11 protein-coding genes and 1 pseudogene are annotated in these 17,591 nt (G+C 46.8%); 8 read left to right on the top strand and 4 right to left on the bottom strand.

Annotated elements, in window-relative coordinates; genetic code table 11:
* Positions 1-305 precede the first annotated feature (305 nt).
* Positions 306-522, top strand: a pseudogene (locus DXB18_RS13880) (transposase); the annotation flags it as partial.
* 120 nt (positions 523-642) lie between these two features.
* On the opposite strand, the gene glmS reads toward DXB18_RS13880, so the two are convergent.
* Entirely contained in the window at positions 643-2,469 is a 1,827-nt protein-coding gene (gene glmS, locus DXB18_RS13875) for a glutamine--fructose-6-phosphate transaminase (isomerizing) (RefSeq protein WP_118708424.1), read from the bottom strand.
* Positions 2,470-2,953: 484 nt separating this feature from the next.
* On the opposite strand from glmS, the gene DXB18_RS13865 reads away from it, so the two are divergent.
* From DXB18_RS13865 to DXB18_RS13835, 7 genes are all read left to right on the top strand, one after another.
* Complete coding sequence (locus DXB18_RS13865) at positions 2,954-4,933, top strand: NlpC/P60 family protein (protein WP_182430588.1); 1,980 nt, start codon at positions 2,954-2,956, stop codon at positions 4,931-4,933.
* A 46-nt stretch (positions 4,934-4,979) separates the two neighbouring features.
* A complete protein-coding gene (locus DXB18_RS13860) occupies positions 4,980-6,755 on the top strand; it encodes an LCP family protein (protein WP_243103503.1) in 1,776 nt (591 codons plus the stop codon).
* 415 nt (positions 6,756-7,170) lie between these two features.
* Positions 7,171-7,629, top strand: coding sequence for a DUF2798 domain-containing protein (locus tag DXB18_RS13855; protein ID WP_118540570.1), 459 nt, complete (start codon positions 7,171-7,173; stop codon positions 7,627-7,629).
* Positions 7,630-7,791: 162 nt separating this feature from the next.
* Positions 7,792-8,409, top strand: coding sequence for a TetR/AcrR family transcriptional regulator (locus tag DXB18_RS13850; protein ID WP_182430587.1), 618 nt, complete (start codon positions 7,792-7,794; stop codon positions 8,407-8,409).
* Positions 8,410-8,552: 143 nt separating this feature from the next.
* Positions 8,553-10,085: an AbgT family transporter gene (locus DXB18_RS13845; RefSeq protein WP_118708418.1), complete on the top strand. Its 1,533-nt coding sequence runs from the start codon at positions 8,553-8,555 to the stop codon at positions 10,083-10,085.
* Between the two features lie 18 nt (positions 10,086-10,103).
* Entirely contained in the window at positions 10,104-12,338 is a 2,235-nt protein-coding gene (locus tag DXB18_RS13840) for a DPP IV N-terminal domain-containing protein (protein WP_118708416.1), read from the top strand.
* Positions 12,339-12,436: 98 nt separating this feature from the next.
* Complete coding sequence (locus DXB18_RS13835; protein ID WP_118708414.1) at positions 12,437-13,702, top strand: amidohydrolase family protein; 1,266 nt, start codon at positions 12,437-12,439, stop codon at positions 13,700-13,702.
* A 374-nt stretch (positions 13,703-14,076) separates the two neighbouring features.
* Here DXB18_RS13835 and DXB18_RS13830 read toward each other — a convergent pair whose 3' ends face one another.
* Genes DXB18_RS13830 through DXB18_RS13820 form a run of 3 tightly spaced genes read right to left on the bottom strand, consistent with a single transcriptional unit; the run spans position 14,077 to position 17,575 of the window.
* Positions 14,077-14,997 (bottom strand): ABC transporter permease, encoded by a 921-nt coding sequence (locus tag DXB18_RS13830; protein WP_118540593.1) that lies wholly within the window; start codon positions 14,995-14,997, stop codon positions 14,077-14,079.
* Positions 14,997-16,064 (bottom strand): ABC transporter permease, encoded by a 1,068-nt coding sequence (locus DXB18_RS13825; protein ID WP_118540594.1) that lies wholly within the window; start codon positions 16,062-16,064, stop codon positions 14,997-14,999. Before DXB18_RS13825 ends, DXB18_RS13830 begins: the two co-directional genes overlap by 1 nt.
* Positions 16,061-17,575, bottom strand: a complete 1,515-nt coding sequence (locus DXB18_RS13820; protein WP_118540595.1) for an ABC transporter ATP-binding protein — start codon at positions 17,573-17,575, stop codon at positions 16,061-16,063. The genes DXB18_RS13825 and DXB18_RS13820 overlap by 4 nt, the downstream gene beginning before the upstream one ends.
* Between the last annotated feature and the right edge of the window lie 16 nt (positions 17,576-17,591).

The following is a 17,591-nucleotide window of genomic DNA, read 5'->3' as shown; positions in this document are numbered from 1 at the left end:
GGGCAATCGAACGAGAAGCCCCCACTTCAGGCGCTAGCTAAGTGGTGGGAGTATGTCACAAGGAATAGATGAATGAAAAATTGGCGAAGATTTGTATTCTGGAATCTTCTCTTGCGTTTATTTCATTCAGTAAAATTTTAACCTGAATTATTCACGGCAAATCCGTGAGTGTGGCTGAAAGCCACATAGTTACTATATTTTAATTGAATATTGCTTTTCACTTATCAAGTGAATGAAAAAAGAGCATCCATTTGTGGTAAAATTAAGGTGTCTAATCAAAATAAATACCAACAAAGGTGCCCTTTATGAGTAAAGTAAACACCTTAACTCTAGAAAGCAATAGACAAATTAAAATATAAAATAAATTTTGATGGAGGTGATTTATCCTCCGATGCAGGCTTGCTTCTTATCAAAGAGTTTGTAAGCAAACTTGGCATTGACCGGCTTTTAAACCGTTCATTTAAGACCAACGATTCTGCAGTATTTCGATATCACACGGATAAGGATAACCTTCTCCAGATGATGCTCTATGAATAATTCAGGTTAAATATAATTTTGTAAATAAATGGTTTGGTGTTATCATGGAGATGACATATTTAGGGTAATCACAGCAAGCATCCTGACTTTTTTGAGGATTTTATCTTATTCCACCGTTACGGACTTCGCTAAGTTTCTCGGCTGGTCCACATCCAGGTCCTTTCCAAGAGAAGCGTAGTACGCGATCAGCTGCAGTACGACCGCGATCGGGAATACCGTAAAGTGGTCATCCACATCTGGAATGCGGATCAAAATATCTGCCAGATTCTCATCTACCACGGAAGATTCCTTCGTGAGCAGGATCACAAATGCCCCACGGGCCTTTACCTCGCGGATATTGGAAATGGTCTTTGCAAACACATGTTCCTGTGTTGCAATGGCAATGACCGGAACCTGGTCAAAGATCAAAGCGATCGTTCCGTGTTTCAGTTCTCCTGCTGCATAAGCCTCCGCATGGATGTAGGAGATTTCCTTTAGCTTCAGTGCGCCCTCCAAGGAAAAAGCATAGTCCAGTCCGCGTCCGATAAAGAACGCATCCGGCTTCGGAATGATATGGGAGACTACAGCCTTGATCTTTTCTTCCTGTGCGATCATGGTTTCCATAGCCGGAATCACATCCAGAAGATCAGCAAGGAAATCCATGGCTTGGTTTTTCGTAAATTTCCCACGTACCAGGGCCATGCGGCATCCGATCATATAAAGTGCGGCAAGCTGTACGGAGTAAGCCTTGGTGCTTGCCACAGCAATTTCCGGACCGGCATGCGTATATAAAACATAGTCACTTTCCCGCGCAATGGTAGAACCCTTTACATTTACGATTGCAAGGGTTTTCGAGCCATAGTCATGTGCCAGACGAAGCGCAGCCAGCGTGTCAATCGTTTCACCGGACTGGGAGATGATCAAGACCAGGGTGCGCTCATCAATCAACGGCTGTTCATATCGAAATTCTGAAGCAATGGTTACGGTAACCGGAATTCGGAGAATCGGTTCGATCAGGGCACGCGCCACCATGCCGGTATGCATGGCCGTTCCGCACGCTACAATGTGGATCTGATCGCAATTCTGGAACAGTTCATCCGGGATCCCATCATCTGAAAAGTCCGGAAGCCCTTTGCTGATACGCGGCATGATCGTGTTTTTCATTGCCTCCGGCTGTTCATGGATCTCTTTCATCATGAAATGCGGGTATCCGTTCTTCATGGCTGCATCCATGTTCCAGTTTACGGTCAGGATTTCCGGATAAACCTTAGAAAAGGTATCATCCAGATTGTAAACATGCACTTTATACGGAGTCAGGCGTACAATCTTATCTTCCGGGACTACAAAGTACTGATTGCTGTACGGGATCAGCGCGGTAAGATCGGAAGCGATCAGTGCACCGGCCGGAGTGTAAGATGCTACCAGAGGACTTACCTTTCGGATCGCATACACAGAGCCAGGCTGATCATCAAACATGATGCAGAAGCCATAAGAACCCTCCAGCAGATTCTGCAGTTTCCGGATTGCCAGAAGCGGATCTCCATCGTAAAGGGCGTCGAGCACGCGTGCAGCCACTTCACTGTCTGTCTGGGAAACAAGCTTGTCATCCAGATGGAAGCGTTCGGTCAGTTCATGGTAATTTTCAATAATTCCATTGTGGATCAAAGTTACCTTGCCTGCACGATGTGGGTGCGCATTTGCATCGGTTACTCCGCCATGGGTAGCCCAGCGGGTATGACCGATTCCGCTGTGAGCGGTTCCATGCACATGTTCTTTGCAGTACTCCCGCAAATTTTTCACTTTTCCGACCTTTTTTGCGATACAGATGCTGGTATCCTCCATACAGAGTCCGATTCCGGCGCTGTCATAACCGCGGTATTCCAGACCGCTGAGCCCGTCTAAGAGGATCTTTGCTGCGTCTAAAGGTCCTGAATATCCAATAATTCCACACATAATATCAAAAAATTCCTTTCTGTTCTGTTGTCATGGTGCCAAAATAAATGGTTTCTTTTTCACGGATTCCATACACGATTCGGATCGTTTCGGAAAAATGCGTACAAAAAGAAGACCCTCCGGTTATCCTGTGTTTGTTTTGCAGTTGCCCGCATATTTCACAGAATACACACGCCCGGAGAAGCATGGGAGAGTACCCGCCGAATGTTCGATTATCTCTCCACCTCGTTAACCTGCCAGCCAGCCTTATGCCTAAGGCTTTCACGTGCGGCGTTCAGGTGCATGGCGCTTAGCTTTGCTATTGGATTGTCGTTCCTCCTCAAAACGAAATCGCGTCTATTATAGACCAGAATGGTATTTTCGTCAACGAAATACCGTTTCTTCATGAAATATTAAAGTTTCCACTCTGTATTTCCGAAAACTTCTGTGTTAAAATACGATGTTGTATTATTATATGAAACCAAAGAAAAACGAGATCATAAACATGAAACGACATTTACATTCTGAGCAGATCGGGAAACTTCTGATGGATTCCATGATCCGCTATAAAAACAAATGGGCCGCCGCCGGTATGGCGCTGGTTCTTGGTGCCGGAAGCATTGGTATTTCTTTTCTATATCATCCAGCCGTGGACGAGATGCCCACCGAACAGGAAACGGAGGAAGAAACGACTGCTGCAGCATCTTTAGCTGCAACACCAGAGACCGAAACCGAGACCGTCTGGATTCCCACTCTGGATGAGTTAAATCTGGCTCACTACTTTCCAGAAGGGGAAGACACCACCGATATCACCAAAAGTCTTGCCGGACAGGTATTCCACGAACTGATGACGCGTGACGCAAACTGGTCCAGCGCCCTCTACAGTTATTCCGATGTCACACCGGCTGATATGGCAGCGAAGCTTGGACTTCCCAGGGAACGGATCCTTGGCAAATATAATCCGGAAGATTCGCAGCATAAAAAAGAAGATCCATCTACCTGGACCATCGGCAGTTTCCGCAATGTGCGGATCCAGGCAGTGGATGGAGAGGGTCATACGATTTCTCCTTATTCCGATGTTCCACAGATCATGGCTATGGCCAACGTCTATACCTATTATCATAATCCGGAAGACAGCGCCGCCTTTCTTTCCTATGCAAAAGCACTGTGGGAAGCTGCACATTCCTATACTATGTCCATCAGTGATGTATATTACTGTTCCGGCTGTGTTGGAAAATCTGCGGAAGAGCTGGAGAAAAAGGCATTGTTGGAAGAAGCAGAAGCCGAAAAAGAACAGGATGATCTGGAACTTCCTTATGAAACAGCCGGAGAACATACAGAATCAGAAACAAGTTCTTCCGAAGATAAAACAACAGCACCCAATGCGCATGGCGTGATTACAGCCGGAGCTGCCACAGCCGAAAAAAAGGCACAGGAATCAAGCAATGCGGAAAGCATTGCTGCTGAAACCAGGGAAACAGAAACCATACCGGAATCCACCAGCGGTGTGATCACGGCACCAACCAGGGCAGCGAATGCATCCCAGGCGTCTTCTTCCTATGCGGCACAGGAAAAGACTGCATCTCCATCCGATGCCGAACAGGCAGTCTCCATACAGGCATCCGAAGGTGGACAGTCCATTGCCGTTACGGAGGAAACATCATCGGAATCATCCGGGCATGCAACATCTGGACAGGATTCAGAAGCATCGGTTTCAAATGCCGAAACACCAGCCGCATCCGGGACAGGCCCGGCCACGCTGAGCTGCCCTGGACATGTCGACCTGACCGTTACCATGAAGATTGGTGGATTGACGGAAAGCGCCAGCCTTTTTTCACTGGATACAGCCGGAAATGACGAAAGCAAATTCACAGAAGGCGGCTGGCAGGGCTGGACAGAAGAGAACCGGCAGGCTGCGATTGCACTTGCATCCGAAGACTGGTACCAGAAATATGGACTGAGCGTATCTTCTATTTCTACCGGGACACCGCTGACCGCTTCGGAAATTGAAGAATATCTGGATGGGTTGCCAGCGGACATTTCCGAGACCAGAAAAGAACTTTTGCGGTTTGCATTGAATTCCGTCGGTAAGGTACCTTATTATTGGGGCGGAAAACCATCTGCCAAAAACTACGATGGAAATCATTTCGGTACGCTGGTCTCTCCAGACGTAGATGGCCGTACCCTAAAGGGTCTGGATTGCTCCGGCTGGATCAGCTGGGTATACTGGTCCGTGACAGGGAACCATCTGCCTTATGAAAGTACCAGTGGCCTGGCTGCCCTTGGAACACGGATCAGCCGGGAAGACTTACAGCCGGGCGACCTTTTGATCCGCACCGGAGCAGATGCCCATGTTGTCATGTTTCTTGGCTGGACTTCCGATGGAAAAGTCCGCTGCGTCCATGAAACCAGCGGTTCTATCAACAATGCCACCGTCGGAACCAGAGACGCTGGATGGTCATATTACCGAAGACTGATTGATTAAAATCAAACATTTTACAGATCCTGAATGAGATCAGGGAGGAGGAACTTTGAATTACAGAGACGATGCCTTTGAAGGCGACGAGCTGGACCGCATGCGTGCCAGACAGCAACGAAAAAAACAGGGAACTGCCCAAGCTTCCGGTTCCAGACGGCATAGTTCGGATCCTGGAATAACCGGTTACGCACGAAATACAGCAAGAACAGCACATTATGATCCAGTCGAAGAAGAGGAGGACTTACGTCCGGACCAGATTGAAGAACTGGATCTGGAGGATTATGACACCTATGAAAATGCACTGCAAAGAGAACTGGACCGCACCATCGAACAAAGCGAAATGGGAAATCCATATCCAAAGAACCGGAATGCAGCAGAAAGGAGGAGTCAACAGAACCGTATGAGACAGGATCGTTCTGCTTACGAAAGACCGCATAAAAAACGCAGAAAAAAGAAAGAAATGGGAAAAATCCTTTTCCTGGTTGTTATCCTTGTCGCCGGTCTTTCTCTCTATCATCATTTCCGTGATAATGGATACTGGACGATTGCAGTATTCGGAGTAGACTCCCGCGATGGAAATCTTGGAAAAGGGGCGCTGTCTGATGTAGAAATGCTGGCAAGCATCAACAAAAAGACCGGTGAGATCAGACTGGTATCTGTTTTCCGTGACAGCTACCTGCGCATTTCCAACAAAGAAGAAAAATACGACAAGATCAATGAAGCTTATTTTCTCGGCGGACACGAGCAGGCGGTTCAGGCATTGGAAAACAATTTAAACATCCGGATCGATGATTATGCAACCTTTAACTGGAAGGCAGTTGTCGACGCCATCAACGTACTTGGCGGTGTTGATATCGAAATCACCGACAAAGAATTTGCCTATATCAATTCCTTTATCACAGAAACCGTAAACTCCACCGGCGTAGGATCCTACCAGCTGGAACATAGCGGTATGAACCACTTAGATGGTGTCCAGGCAGTTGCTTATGCGAGACTGCGTCTGATGGATACAGACTTTAACCGGACGGAACGTCAGCGGAAAGTGCTGGGTCAGACGATGGAAAAGGCAAAATCTTCTGGATTTAAGACCTTAAAGACACTGGTTGGGGCAGTTTATCCTCAGATTTCTACCAGCATCGGCGTCAATGATGTTCTTACCCTTGCAAAAGGTGCCAAAAAATACTACATCGGCCAGACCTCCGGTTTCCCTTTTTCGCATCAGGAAACGAAGATCGGAAAGAAATCCTGTGTCATCCCGACCACACTGGAAAGCAACGTTGTCCAGCTTCATGCATTCTTATTTGATGATACCTCCTATGCAGCGCCGCAGTCTGTGCAGGAGATCAGCAGCTATATTGCCCAAAAAACCGGTCTTGGAGATCCTGGTAAAGATACCGAATCCGGCAAGAACATCGGCGCAGAGGGCAACAGCGGCGGTGGACAGACTGGTGGAAAATCTGAGCAGCCTGCTGCAGCGCCGGTCCAGACAGAGCCTGCAGTGGAAGAGAGCAGTACAGCAGGGATCGAGGAGAGTTCAGAATCTGCAGAAGAGACCATGGAAGCAACAGGAAACACAGAAACAAAATCCCAGGAAGAACCGGAAACCTCCTCTGGTGTGATCAGTGCACCGCAGGATCGTCCGGGATCATCGGAATCAACTGCGCCAGATCATGAAATGACAGGACCTGGTACATCGAATGCTCCTGGAAATTCATCAAATGGTCCTGTTTCATCCAATGCACCAACTGCCGCAGAAACGAATGCAGCCCTGGAAGCACCGGGTCAGAACGCAGTTGGTCAGCCAGAAGAAGCCGGTCCAGGTGTTTAAATCCAGATCCGGACATACACCGTACCGCGTTTCCTGTGAAACTCGTCATAATATACAGAAATATGTCTGTATCGAGTATACTTTTGTCTAATGAGACAAAATTCAAAAAATTACCAAAAAACTATTATACAAAATCAAAATTTCCGCTATAATAGCACCTCGGTAAGAAAATACAAAATACAGTTTTATGAGAACGCAGTGAGATGCACACCGGAAATCTGCCATAAAGGGTTCCGATATCTGAAATCAGAATGCAGTGGAGTCGCAACGAGTTTGACGACTTCACTGCATTTTTTGTTGCATTCATATTGATGCGGTGTTGGCAGTATACCAGCTGACATCTCTTTTATCCATGCGAAGTTCTCCTACATACTTTGCAGCTGCACGATGTTCTCATGCAATCAAGGAGGAAATTATGCCAAAATCTTTAAAACAGGAAATTGTTTATGGAATCATGATGGTCTTTGCCATGGTTTACGCTATGGTTTGCTACAATGTAACGCTGAACGTAGGCGGCATGCAGAACTTCGTATTTGCAGCTGCACTTCATGAACTCCCGATCATGTGTCCGCTGGCGTTTATCTTTGACTTTTTTGTAGTTGGACCAATTGCCAAAAAAGTTACATTCCGAATTTTCAATCCGGCAGAAGATAAGCCTATTTTCGTAATCCTGATGATCTCTGTCCTTTCCATCTGGATGATGTGCCCGTACATGAGCCTGATGGCAACCATTTTATTCAAGAACGGTCTGCAGCCGGAGTTCTTAAGCATCTGGATCTCCACCACGATCAAGAACTTCCCGATGGCATTCTTCTGGCAGCTGTTTGCAGCAGGCCCGCTGGTTCGTTTTATTTTCGGAAAAATCTTCAAATAAAATTGTTCTATTTCAGGTGTCCATACTGCATGGGCACCTTTTTCATTGGATTGCAGATAAAAAACCTCAGATAGCGTATCCGCTGATTCCACTGAATTTGAAAGAATTTTATTTTCATGGTAAAATATCATGCAAAAGAAGAAAAATGAAGGGGACCAACTTATGCGAACCAAAGACGAATTCAATGAACAAAAACAGCGGCAGCAGCTTTTGAACGCTGCCTGGAAACTTTTCTATGAAAAAGGATATCAGGACACGACCTTGGATGACATTCTGAAAGAAGCCCATTGCTCAAAAGGAAGATTTTATTATTACTTTCACGCAAAGGCCGAACTGTTGGATTCCATGTATGAACTGTTCGATGAAAAATATGAGGAGTTTTACCAGAGCATTGATCCGACACTGGGAAGCTTTGAACAGCTGCTTTCCTTAAACCGTTTCATGTTTGATTTTATGAGCCGTCAGATTGGAAAAGAATTGCTTACCAGCCTTTATGTCAGCCAGCTTTCCGGTACCACAGGGATCCGTTTCTGGGGAGAACAGCGTTCTTTTATTAAAATCATTCTAGAGATCGTAACCCAAGGACAGGAAAGAGGCGAAATCCGCAAAGATATCGACCGGCACACGCTGGCTTCTGACATCGTGGCAGAGGAACGCAGTCAATTAATTTCCTGGTGCCTTGCTGGAGGAAGCTATGACCTTGCAGCAGTCAGCATTCCAAAGCTGGAGCGTTCTTATATCGGTTATTCTTCTCAATATGAAGCAATCAAAAAACAATAAAAGGAAATTGGATGTTTTTCCGGTCAAAATGACACGGTTTACTTAATTTTAGAAGGTGCATGAAGGAATTGTTGCGCCTTCTTCTTTTTTTGTTTATAATAAGACCATGGTCTAAAAAAGAAAATGAACTAGGAGGTACTTTTATGCAGGGAGTGGCACAAAAGAAAAAGGACGGAAAAGTCCTCGATTTTATTGAGCGGGTCGGAAACCAGCTTCCTCATCCTTACATTTTGTTTTTATGGTTATGTCTCATCCTTGCGCTGATCAGCCTGGCCTGCAGCATGGCAGGTGTCAGCGTCGTAAACCCCACCAACGGAGAAACGGTTCTGGCCAAGAGCCTCATCAGCAAAGACGGACTGATCTGGCTTCTGGAAAATCTGCTTTCCAACTTCCAGGGATTCTCCCCGCTCGGTCTGGTCCTTGCCATGCAGATCGCAATTGGATTTTCGGAAAAAGTGGGGCTGCTGACCACGGCTATGCGAAGAGCGATTCTTGGAGTTCCGCTCTGGGCATTGACTGCAACCGTATTGTTCCTTGGTATCAACGGAAGTGTCGCTTCTGAGGCTTCCATCATCGTTGTTCCGGCTCTGGCAGCTGCTGCCTTCGAATCCGTTGGCATGCACCCGATCGCAGGACTTCTTGCCGGATATGCCGCAACCAATGCCGGTTTTACCGCCTGCGTGATCGTAGCCGGTACCGATGTGCTTCTTGCCGGTGTTACGGAATCCGCAGCGCAGATGATTGATCCGGCCATGACCGTAAATGCGACCTGCAACTGGTACTTTATGTTCGTATCTGTATTTACCCTGACTATAGCAGGTGTCTTTGTTAACAAGAAGTTTATCGTTCCGCGTCTTGGCACCTATGATCCGGCAGACGGAGAGGGTGTCGATGCTGTAGCATCCAGTTCTGAGATCACACCCGTTCAGGCAAAGGCACTGCGCGGTGCAGGTATCTTCAGCGTTCTCTACATTGTACTGTTCGCACTGATGGTCATCCCGTCCGGCGGTATCCTGCGTGCGGAGGACGGCTCCATCTTAAATGGACCGTTCATCAAAGGTCTGGTTCCGATCCTGATGATCTACTTTATCCTGGTAGGCGTTGTATATGGTCTGATCGCAGGCACGATCAAAAAGAGCTCCGATGTTCCGTTACTGATGGGACAGGCTCTGGAAGGCATGACCGGTTACATTGTACTGGTATTTGTCATCGCGCAGTTCATCAACATGTTCAGCTATACCAACCTTGGCATGATCATTGCCGTGAAGAGTGCCGATGCGCTGCAGGCAGCAGGCTTTACCGGCATCCCGCTGATGCTGTTCTTCATCATCCTTTGCTGCGTAGTTAACCTGTTCATGACCAGCGGCTCCGGTAAATGGTACATCTTCGCACCGATCCTGGTTCCGATGATGATGATGCTCGGATACAGCCCGGCATTCGCCCAGATCGTATACCGTATCGGTGATTCCACCACAAACGCAATCACCCCGATCTATCCGTATATCCCGATCGCGATCGGAATGGCAAAGAAATACGACCGCAACTTCGGTATGGGAAGCCTGATCTCCATGATGCTTCCGTACTCCATTGCATTCCTGCTCGTATGGATCGTCCAGATGATTGTCTGGGTACTGTTAAACCTGCCGCTTGGCCCGGGTGTCAACGTATTTTTATAAACAAACAGGAGACTTATCATGAAAAAAGGGATTATGAGTACACGGTATGCAGCAGCAGAGAAACTCCTGACTGCACATACCAGACATGCCGTTCTGAACGGAAATCCAAAAATCATCTGGAATCCGGATCACACTGCATTCCAGTATGAACGCCAGACCCGTTCTAACGGAGATGTTTTAAACGTTACCGTATGCGTCAATGCATCCGATGGAACAGAAACAACCATAAGCCTGAATCAGCAAGATTTACCTTGTAACGGACAGAGCTGCGAAAGCGGCTCTGTTTCCGGTTGTATTCCGGCAGATGATCGTATCACACCAGACATTTCAAAAATCATTCCAGAAAATACAATTTTTTCTCCGGATGGACATTATGCAATTTCTAATATCCGTCACAACCTGTTTCTGACTGAGGTAAAAACAGGAGAGCAGACACAGCTTACCTCTGACGGGAGCGAAGATTTCGAGTACGGCTGTTATATTGACATTTACAGCCAGATCACCGTAAAGCGTCAGAGAATGAAGGAGTGCCCGAACGTTTTATGGAGTCCGGATGGCACCCGTTTTATCACCTACCTTGCAGACCGCAGACAGACCAAGAAGCTCCCGCTGATCGCGTCCTATTCTGACAGTCTTAAGGATTTACGACCGGAGCTTTATGAATATCCGTGCCCGTTTGTGACGGATGCCGATGACGAGGTTCCTCACTACAGCCTGTATCTTGGCTCTGTCAAAGACAAATCCATGACACGGGTCGATGCACCGGAGTTCCTCTATCCTGTGTTTACCGCAGCAAACCAGTCTACGGTAAAGTGGATGGAAGATAGCAGACATTTCTATTTCACCTGGACCTCAAGAGGCTTTCAGAACGGGCGCCTCTACCTCGGTGATGCCGAAACAGGAGCCTGTGAGATCGTTGTAGACGAAACTACCGATCTGTTTCTGAACCTTGGCGCATTTGGCCTGGTAGACGGCTACGGAAGCTATCTGTTTTCCAACTGCATCACGCGTGACGGTACCTTAGCCTTCTGGCAGAGTGAGCGAAACGGCTATGCCCATCTTTACCGTTACCGCAAAAACAACCAAACATGGAGCTGTGAAGGTGATCTGTTTGATGAGTCTCACAAAGACCTGATCGTGCAAAAGCTGATCCGGGTTGATGAGAATACAGAAACGATCTATTTTATGGCAAACAACGTGCCGGAATGCTCCGACCCGCTGTATTACCAGCTTTATTCCATCCATTTTGATGGCAGCGCCCTTACCCGCCTGACCCCGGAGGATGCCGTTCACCACATTTCTATGGGACAGGATGCCTTTGTGGATACCTATTCCCGCGTTGACCTTCCTCCGGTTACCGTACTCCGGAAAACAGACGGAATGCTGGTGCGCGAACTGGAGCAGGCGGATATCACGGATCTTCTTGCCTTAGGTTACCAGATGCCGGAACGGATCACATTGACGGCAGCAGACGGAAAGACAAAGCTTTACGGCGTTTTTTTCCGCCCGGATACACCGGATTCCGAACATCAGGATTTCTGGCCGCTGATCGACTATATTTACGGCGGTGCCCAGCTTTACAATGTCCCGCGTGATTTCACCTGGGATAACGGCATGGATCGCGAGATCTACGGCGGACTGGAATCGTTTGCAAAGCTTGGATTTGCCGGACTGATCCTCGATGGTCGCGGGATCCCCGGTCGCGGCATGGACTTCCATAAGCTCAGCTACCACAACATTCATGCCTGCGCAGGACTGGAAGACCATGTCTACGCGTTAAATGAGCTGAAAAATCTGTATCCGCAGATTGATTTCAACCGGATCGGCATGTGGGGCAATTCTGCCGGCGGCTATGCAACCGTTTCTGCCATGTTAAAATACCCGGAGGTTTACCGTGTTGGTGTTGCTTCCTCCGGAAACTACGACCAGCGCATGTATGAGCATTCCTGGACCGAGCGTTACAACGGACTTTACAATGAGGAAGTTTACCGGTACGGAGACATCACCAGGCTGGCTGGCAACCTGAGCGGAAAGCTGATGCTGGCTTACGGCGCTATGGATGACAATGTTTCCATGGCACAGACCCTGCGGCTTTGCGATGAACTCAACGCACACAACAAACGGTATGATCTGGTTGTCCTGCCAAGAGCCAACCACAATGTACCGGCAAATGCCTACTTTGTGCGCCGGAAGATGGATTATTTTGTCCGGAACCTGCTTGGTACAGAGGATCCGGAAATCTTCGGAGAATAAGCAATGCCGGATCGCAACACAAAATTATAACAACAGGCTACTGTACTCACATTTAGAAACGGTAACCATAAAAAATGAACGATAAAGAGGATTTACAAATGGAAAAACGTTATCAGGTCCTTCGCTGCGGCTGTCTCTACGATGGCATTACCCCGGAGTGGAAGACTGGGCAAAGTATTTTAATCGAAGATGACCACATTGCTGAGATCGGCAATGAGGTGAATATCCCGGAAGGGGCCAGGATCATTGATCTGACTGACTGCCAGGTTACTCCTGGTATGATTGATGCGCATATGCACATGGACTTTTTTGACTGGCATACCGTACGCGAAGAGGTCTATTCCCAGAGTGAAGAAGCCAAAACACTGGCAATCGCCCGCTGTGCAAAGAAAGCACTGCGCAGAGGCTTTACAACCGTCCGCCATGTAGGCGGCATCACCAGCAACGGCTACGGTGTTCTGGATGTAAAGCATGCCATTGAAAAGGGCTACTTCGCCGGAAGCCGTATCGTGGCTGCCCCGATGTTTCTCTGCTCTGCAGGAAGCCACGGGGATCTCAGCCAGGGCTTTGCCAGAAATCCGCTTCTTTCCCAGAAGCTTCAGAACGAGCGCATGACCCTTGGTGTTGGCAAAGACTATTTTGTAAATGCTGTGCGGGAACAGGTCAAATATGGCTCAGATTTCTTAAAGATCATGGCAACCGGAGGCTTTTTCACGCCCTATGATACCCCGATCCAGCAGCAGCTCAATGACGAAGAATTAAAAGCCATTATGGATACCGCGCATGAGCTTGGAAAGACTGTGACTGCGCACGTGTACACCAATGAACTGATGCAGAAGCTGATTTCTTTCGGCATTGACGGAATGGAGCACGGAAGCCTGATGAATCGGGAAACCGCCCAGATCCTGGAAGAAAAGGGGATTTACCTGGTACCGACCTTCAGCCCGTACGAGGAAGCCGTTCACTATAATCCGGAAGAGATCAAAAAGAAACAGCCGGAGTTCCGCAAAAAACTGGAACTTTACAAGGATGCACTGCAGGCTGGCCGCGAAGTCATCTGCAGCAGTAAGATCAAACTCGGATACGGCACCGATTTTGTGGCAAACCACCAGAATTACGAGAGCGGCTACGAATATGAAGCATGGTTAAGCAGCGGCATGCACCCATTTGCCGCACTGAAGGCCGCAACCTCCGTGAATGCGGATATTTTACAGCTTTCTGACCAGATCGGTACTCTGGAACCAGGAAAACTGGCTGATATCTCTGCATGGAAGCGGGATCTGATGCATGACAAAAAAGCACTTCTGGACTGTGCTTTTGTCATGAAAGAAGGAATCCAGTACCAGACAGAAAGCTGTCTGTAACGCAGCCGAGGCGCAACGGCATTTTGGAGATACCCAATCGAATAAAGAAAAAAGGAAGTTGGTAAAATCCAGCTTCCTTTTTTTCAGGATAAACAGCCATATAAGCTGAATAGCAGTGTTCCTTTGCTATTTCCAACTATTCGCGAAAGAATAGTTTAACGAATAGTTGGAAAGCTACTTACCGGTTGTTCCCATATAATTGATCCCATCTGCATGTAATAAATCACTGCCAACCCACTCCTTATTTTCTGAGTCATAGATAAAATCTGTCACCTGGTACTTTGCTGTCCGGATGTCTCGAAGTACAACATGCAGGTTATCCTGTTCATCTGTCCATACATCGTCTTCATAGAATACGCCTCCAAATTGAAACTTTAAAAAGACAGCTCCAAACCGTGCCCCTTCATCCTGGAACGGATTCCTGAAATCAGAAGCACAACAATAGTCATAACGTATGGCAAAGCCAGGACTATTTGTGAGGGAATTCCGAAATTCTGCATGCTTGCAGCCAGGGCCTGTGCATACGCAAACATAAAACTATATACCGCTGCCATTACAGGATTTCCTTTTGCGATCATGATAGCTGCAACTGCTAAGAAGCCACGTCCGGCAGACATGTTTTCCGTGAAGATGGATGTACCGCCTAACGGCAGGATTGCTCCCGCAATTCCAACAAAAAAGCCGGTAATCAAGACAGAATACCACTTGTAGCGCAGAACGTTTGTCCCTGTTGTCTGGGCTGCCTTTTCATTAATTCCAACGCTTCTAAGCCTAAGGCCAAATGGTGTCTTATACATGGCAATCCAGGCACCCAGTATGGATAAAAGCGTAAAATACACCACAAGATTATGGGCACCCAAAATTTCTCCTAAATATGGGATTTTGCTGAGCAACGGAAGTTTGATCACCGGAAGGCTGATCAGACGAGAATCCATAAATGATCCGCGTTTCCCAAATATATTTAAGAGCAGAAAGGACGTAAATGCATCCATTCCGAGATTCATGGCAATGCTGACCACCATCCCGCTGGAGCCAAGATGAAATACCAGTGTGCCAAATATAACTGCACACACCAAACCGGCCAGAATACCGCATAATACTCCAATATAAGGATTACCTGAATAATATGTACCAAGAGTTGCAAAAAAAGCTGCACATAACATAAAACTTTCTAAGGCAATGTTAAAGATTCCTGTTCTGTCACCAAAGCAGCCTCCAACAGAGGACAGGATCAGCGGCACAGCCATTCTCAATGCCGCTGCCATGGTAATGGTTCCGATTAATATAGACAGCATTATCTTCCCACCACCTTTCTTCTAAACATACCAGCCAGTTTCCTGTAATCCAATGTGATAAACAGCACAAAAAGAGCCTGAATCAGCAATACTGTCAAACGATTTACATTACACATACGCTCCATGTGAAGGGAGCCTGCCTTCAAAATACCCCAAATCACAGCAACCACAAATACCATGATCGGATTATTCCCCGCGATCATAGAAATCATGATACCATCCCAGCCCAGATTGTTAGAAAAGCTGGCTGTAAACTTTCCATATGTACCCTGCACCTCAATACTTCCGCATAATCCGGCTACAAATCCGGAAAGCAGAAAGATTGCGAGGAAGGTTCTTGTCACATTGATACCACCTATTCTGGAAAACCTGCGGTTTTCACCAACCTGCTTTAACTCATAGCCGATGATCGTACATCGATAAACAAGATAAATGATCACTACAAGTCCGACCGCGATCAGGATTCCTGTGCTTGCATTTGTTTTCGGAATCAGATTTGTAAGGCGAGCTGTGTCTTCAATGGGAGGTGTGGACAATGCCAGAGAGTCTCCGGCAGCACTGATCCCCATTACAATGTAGGTAAGATACTCCGTGATCAGAACCGCAATGTAATTCAGCATCAGTGTAGTAATCATCTCATTGACATGAAATACCAACTTCATCACTGCCGGGACCAGCGCAAACAGCATTCCCGATACACCTGCTGCAAGCAGACATCCTGTCACATGAAGAGGCTTTGGCAGATGGATATAAAATCCAAACAGCGCCGCAGCATACGCTCCAAAGTAAAGCTGTCCTTCAATTCCAAGATTCATAACACCTGATTTGAATGCGATTGTTGCCGCAATTCCGGTTAAAATACAAGGTGTGATCCAGCGAAGCGTATTTCCAAAATTCCGGACACTTCCGAAAGCTCCCTGAAGGATGTATTGCATGGCAGTTGCAGGATTTTCACCCTGCCATAAAATAAGGACACTGCCGATCAACATAACAGCCATAAAAGAACATACATATTTCATCACATTCCAGGCGATATACTGCCCAGGAAGCCTTATTATTTTGCTCATGCGCAGCCACCTCCCGCCATCAAAAGGCCGATTTCCGTTTCCGTCTTCTGACCATGCACTCCTCCATCGTAGAGTTGTCCATCGTACATCACAAGAATGCGGTCTGAGACCTCCATAACCTCGTTCAATTCATGGCTGACAAGTAAAATTGCCGCACCTGCACTTGCAAGACTTTCAATCTTTTTCCAGATAAACTCAATTGCTCCGATATCAATACCACGGGTTGGATCCTCAATGATCAACAAACGGTTGTCCTGCAAGAATTCACGTCCAACAATCAGCTTTTGTATATTTCCGCCTGAAAGAGTCTGTATCTTCAGGTTCGGTGAGGATGCCTTTACATGAAAATCCTGAATGATATGATTGGTAAAGGATAATGCCTGCTTTCGATTCAAAAGATAACGGTTACCAAATCCCTTCACAATATGATAGCCCATAATAGCATTTTCCCATAGAGTTGCTTCTCGGTTAATACCCTCACTGATTCGATCCTGAGGTACATATCCAATATGACATAGCCTGTGTTCACGACAGTTTAAACTTGTAATATTTTTCCCATCAAAGAGAATTTCCCCATGACTTCCAGTTCTAAGTCCAAAGAGGGCCTCTACCAGTTCCTGCTGGCCAGAACCTGCTACACCTGCAATTCCGAGAATCTCTCCACTGCGGATTTCAAAGGAAACATCTTTGAGCTTTTCTCTTCCAAGATAATCCGGCATAGATAAATGTCTGACCTTTAAAAGTGCATCTCCCTGTTTCTTATCTTTCTTCTGTGCAGTCAGGATAACCTCTCTTCCTACCATCATAGTAGCAAGGCCGTGTTCATCTGTTTGATCTGGAGTGACTGTATCAACATAATGTCCATTTTTCAAGACTGTTATGCTGTCGGAGATTTCCATTACTTCCTTCAGTTTGTGCGTAATGAACAAAACCGTCTTGCCGTTTTTAACCAGAAAACGGATAGCTTCAAACAAACCCTGAATTCCCTGAGGTGTCAGCACAGATGTGGGTTCATCAAAAATAATAATATCTACTCCACGATACAGAATCTTCACGATTTCTACCTGCTGCAGCATCGAAACCGAAAGATTCTGAACAAATTCATCCAGGGGAATGTTAAAATGGTATTCCCTGCAAATGTTCTCCACATGCCGCCGGGCTTCTTCCCGGTTCAGGAAAATACCCCATTTTTTCTTTTCGTACCCCATCATGATATTATCAAGCACCGTCAATTCCGGGAATAGCATAAATTCCTGATGAACCATTCCGATACCAGCTTTACTGGCATCATTGGGATTTCGGAAATCAACTTTTTTTCCGTGTACAAACAGTTCTCCCTCATCCGGCCGGTACAGACCGCTGATCACATTCATGAGTGTGCTCTTTCCTGCTCCATTTTCACCAATAACAGCGTGAACCGTTCCTTTTCTGACAGACAGGCTGATCTTGTCATTTGCAGTCAGACTTCCGAAGCGCTTGGTTATCCCTCTTAATTCCAGCACAAAGTCCATAGATGCCTCCTTTATG

It is taken from the genome of Clostridium sp. OM02-18AC, from assembly GCF_003481825.1.
Classification (GTDB): Bacteria; Bacillota; Clostridia; order Lachnospirales; family Lachnospiraceae; genus Brotaphodocola.
The sequence above is the reverse complement of the archived record's forward strand: the minus strand, read 5'-3'. Positions and strand labels throughout refer to the sequence as shown.

Bases quoted from the DNA above. Each gene is read 5' to 3' on its own strand.
- glmS (WP_118708424.1), bottom strand. From the start codon at position 2,469: ATGTGTGGAATTATTGGATATTCAGGACCTTTAGACGCAGCAAAGATC.
- DXB18_RS13865 (WP_182430588.1), top strand. From the start codon at position 2,954: ATGAAACGACATTTACATTCTGAGCAGATCGGGAAACTTCTGATGGAT.
- DXB18_RS13855 (WP_118540570.1), top strand. From the start codon at position 7,171: ATGCCAAAATCTTTAAAACAGGAAATTGTTTATGGAATCATGATGGTC.
- DXB18_RS13850 (WP_182430587.1), top strand. From the start codon at position 7,792: ATGCGAACCAAAGACGAATTCAATGAACAAAAACAGCGGCAGCAGCTT.
- DXB18_RS13845 (WP_118708418.1), top strand. From the start codon at position 8,553: ATGCAGGGAGTGGCACAAAAGAAAAAGGACGGAAAAGTCCTCGATTTT.
- DXB18_RS13840 (WP_118708416.1), top strand. From the start codon at position 10,104: ATGAAAAAAGGGATTATGAGTACACGGTATGCAGCAGCAGAGAAACTC.
- DXB18_RS13835 (WP_118708414.1), top strand. From the start codon at position 12,437: ATGGAAAAACGTTATCAGGTCCTTCGCTGCGGCTGTCTCTACGATGGC.
- DXB18_RS13830 (WP_118540593.1), bottom strand. From the start codon at position 14,997: ATGCTGTCTATATTAATCGGAACCATTACCATGGCAGCGGCATTGAGA.
- DXB18_RS13825 (WP_118540594.1), bottom strand. From the start codon at position 16,064: ATGAGCAAAATAATAAGGCTTCCTGGGCAGTATATCGCCTGGAATGTG.
- DXB18_RS13820 (WP_118540595.1), bottom strand. From the start codon at position 17,575: ATGGACTTTGTGCTGGAATTAAGAGGGATAACCAAGCGCTTCGGAAGT.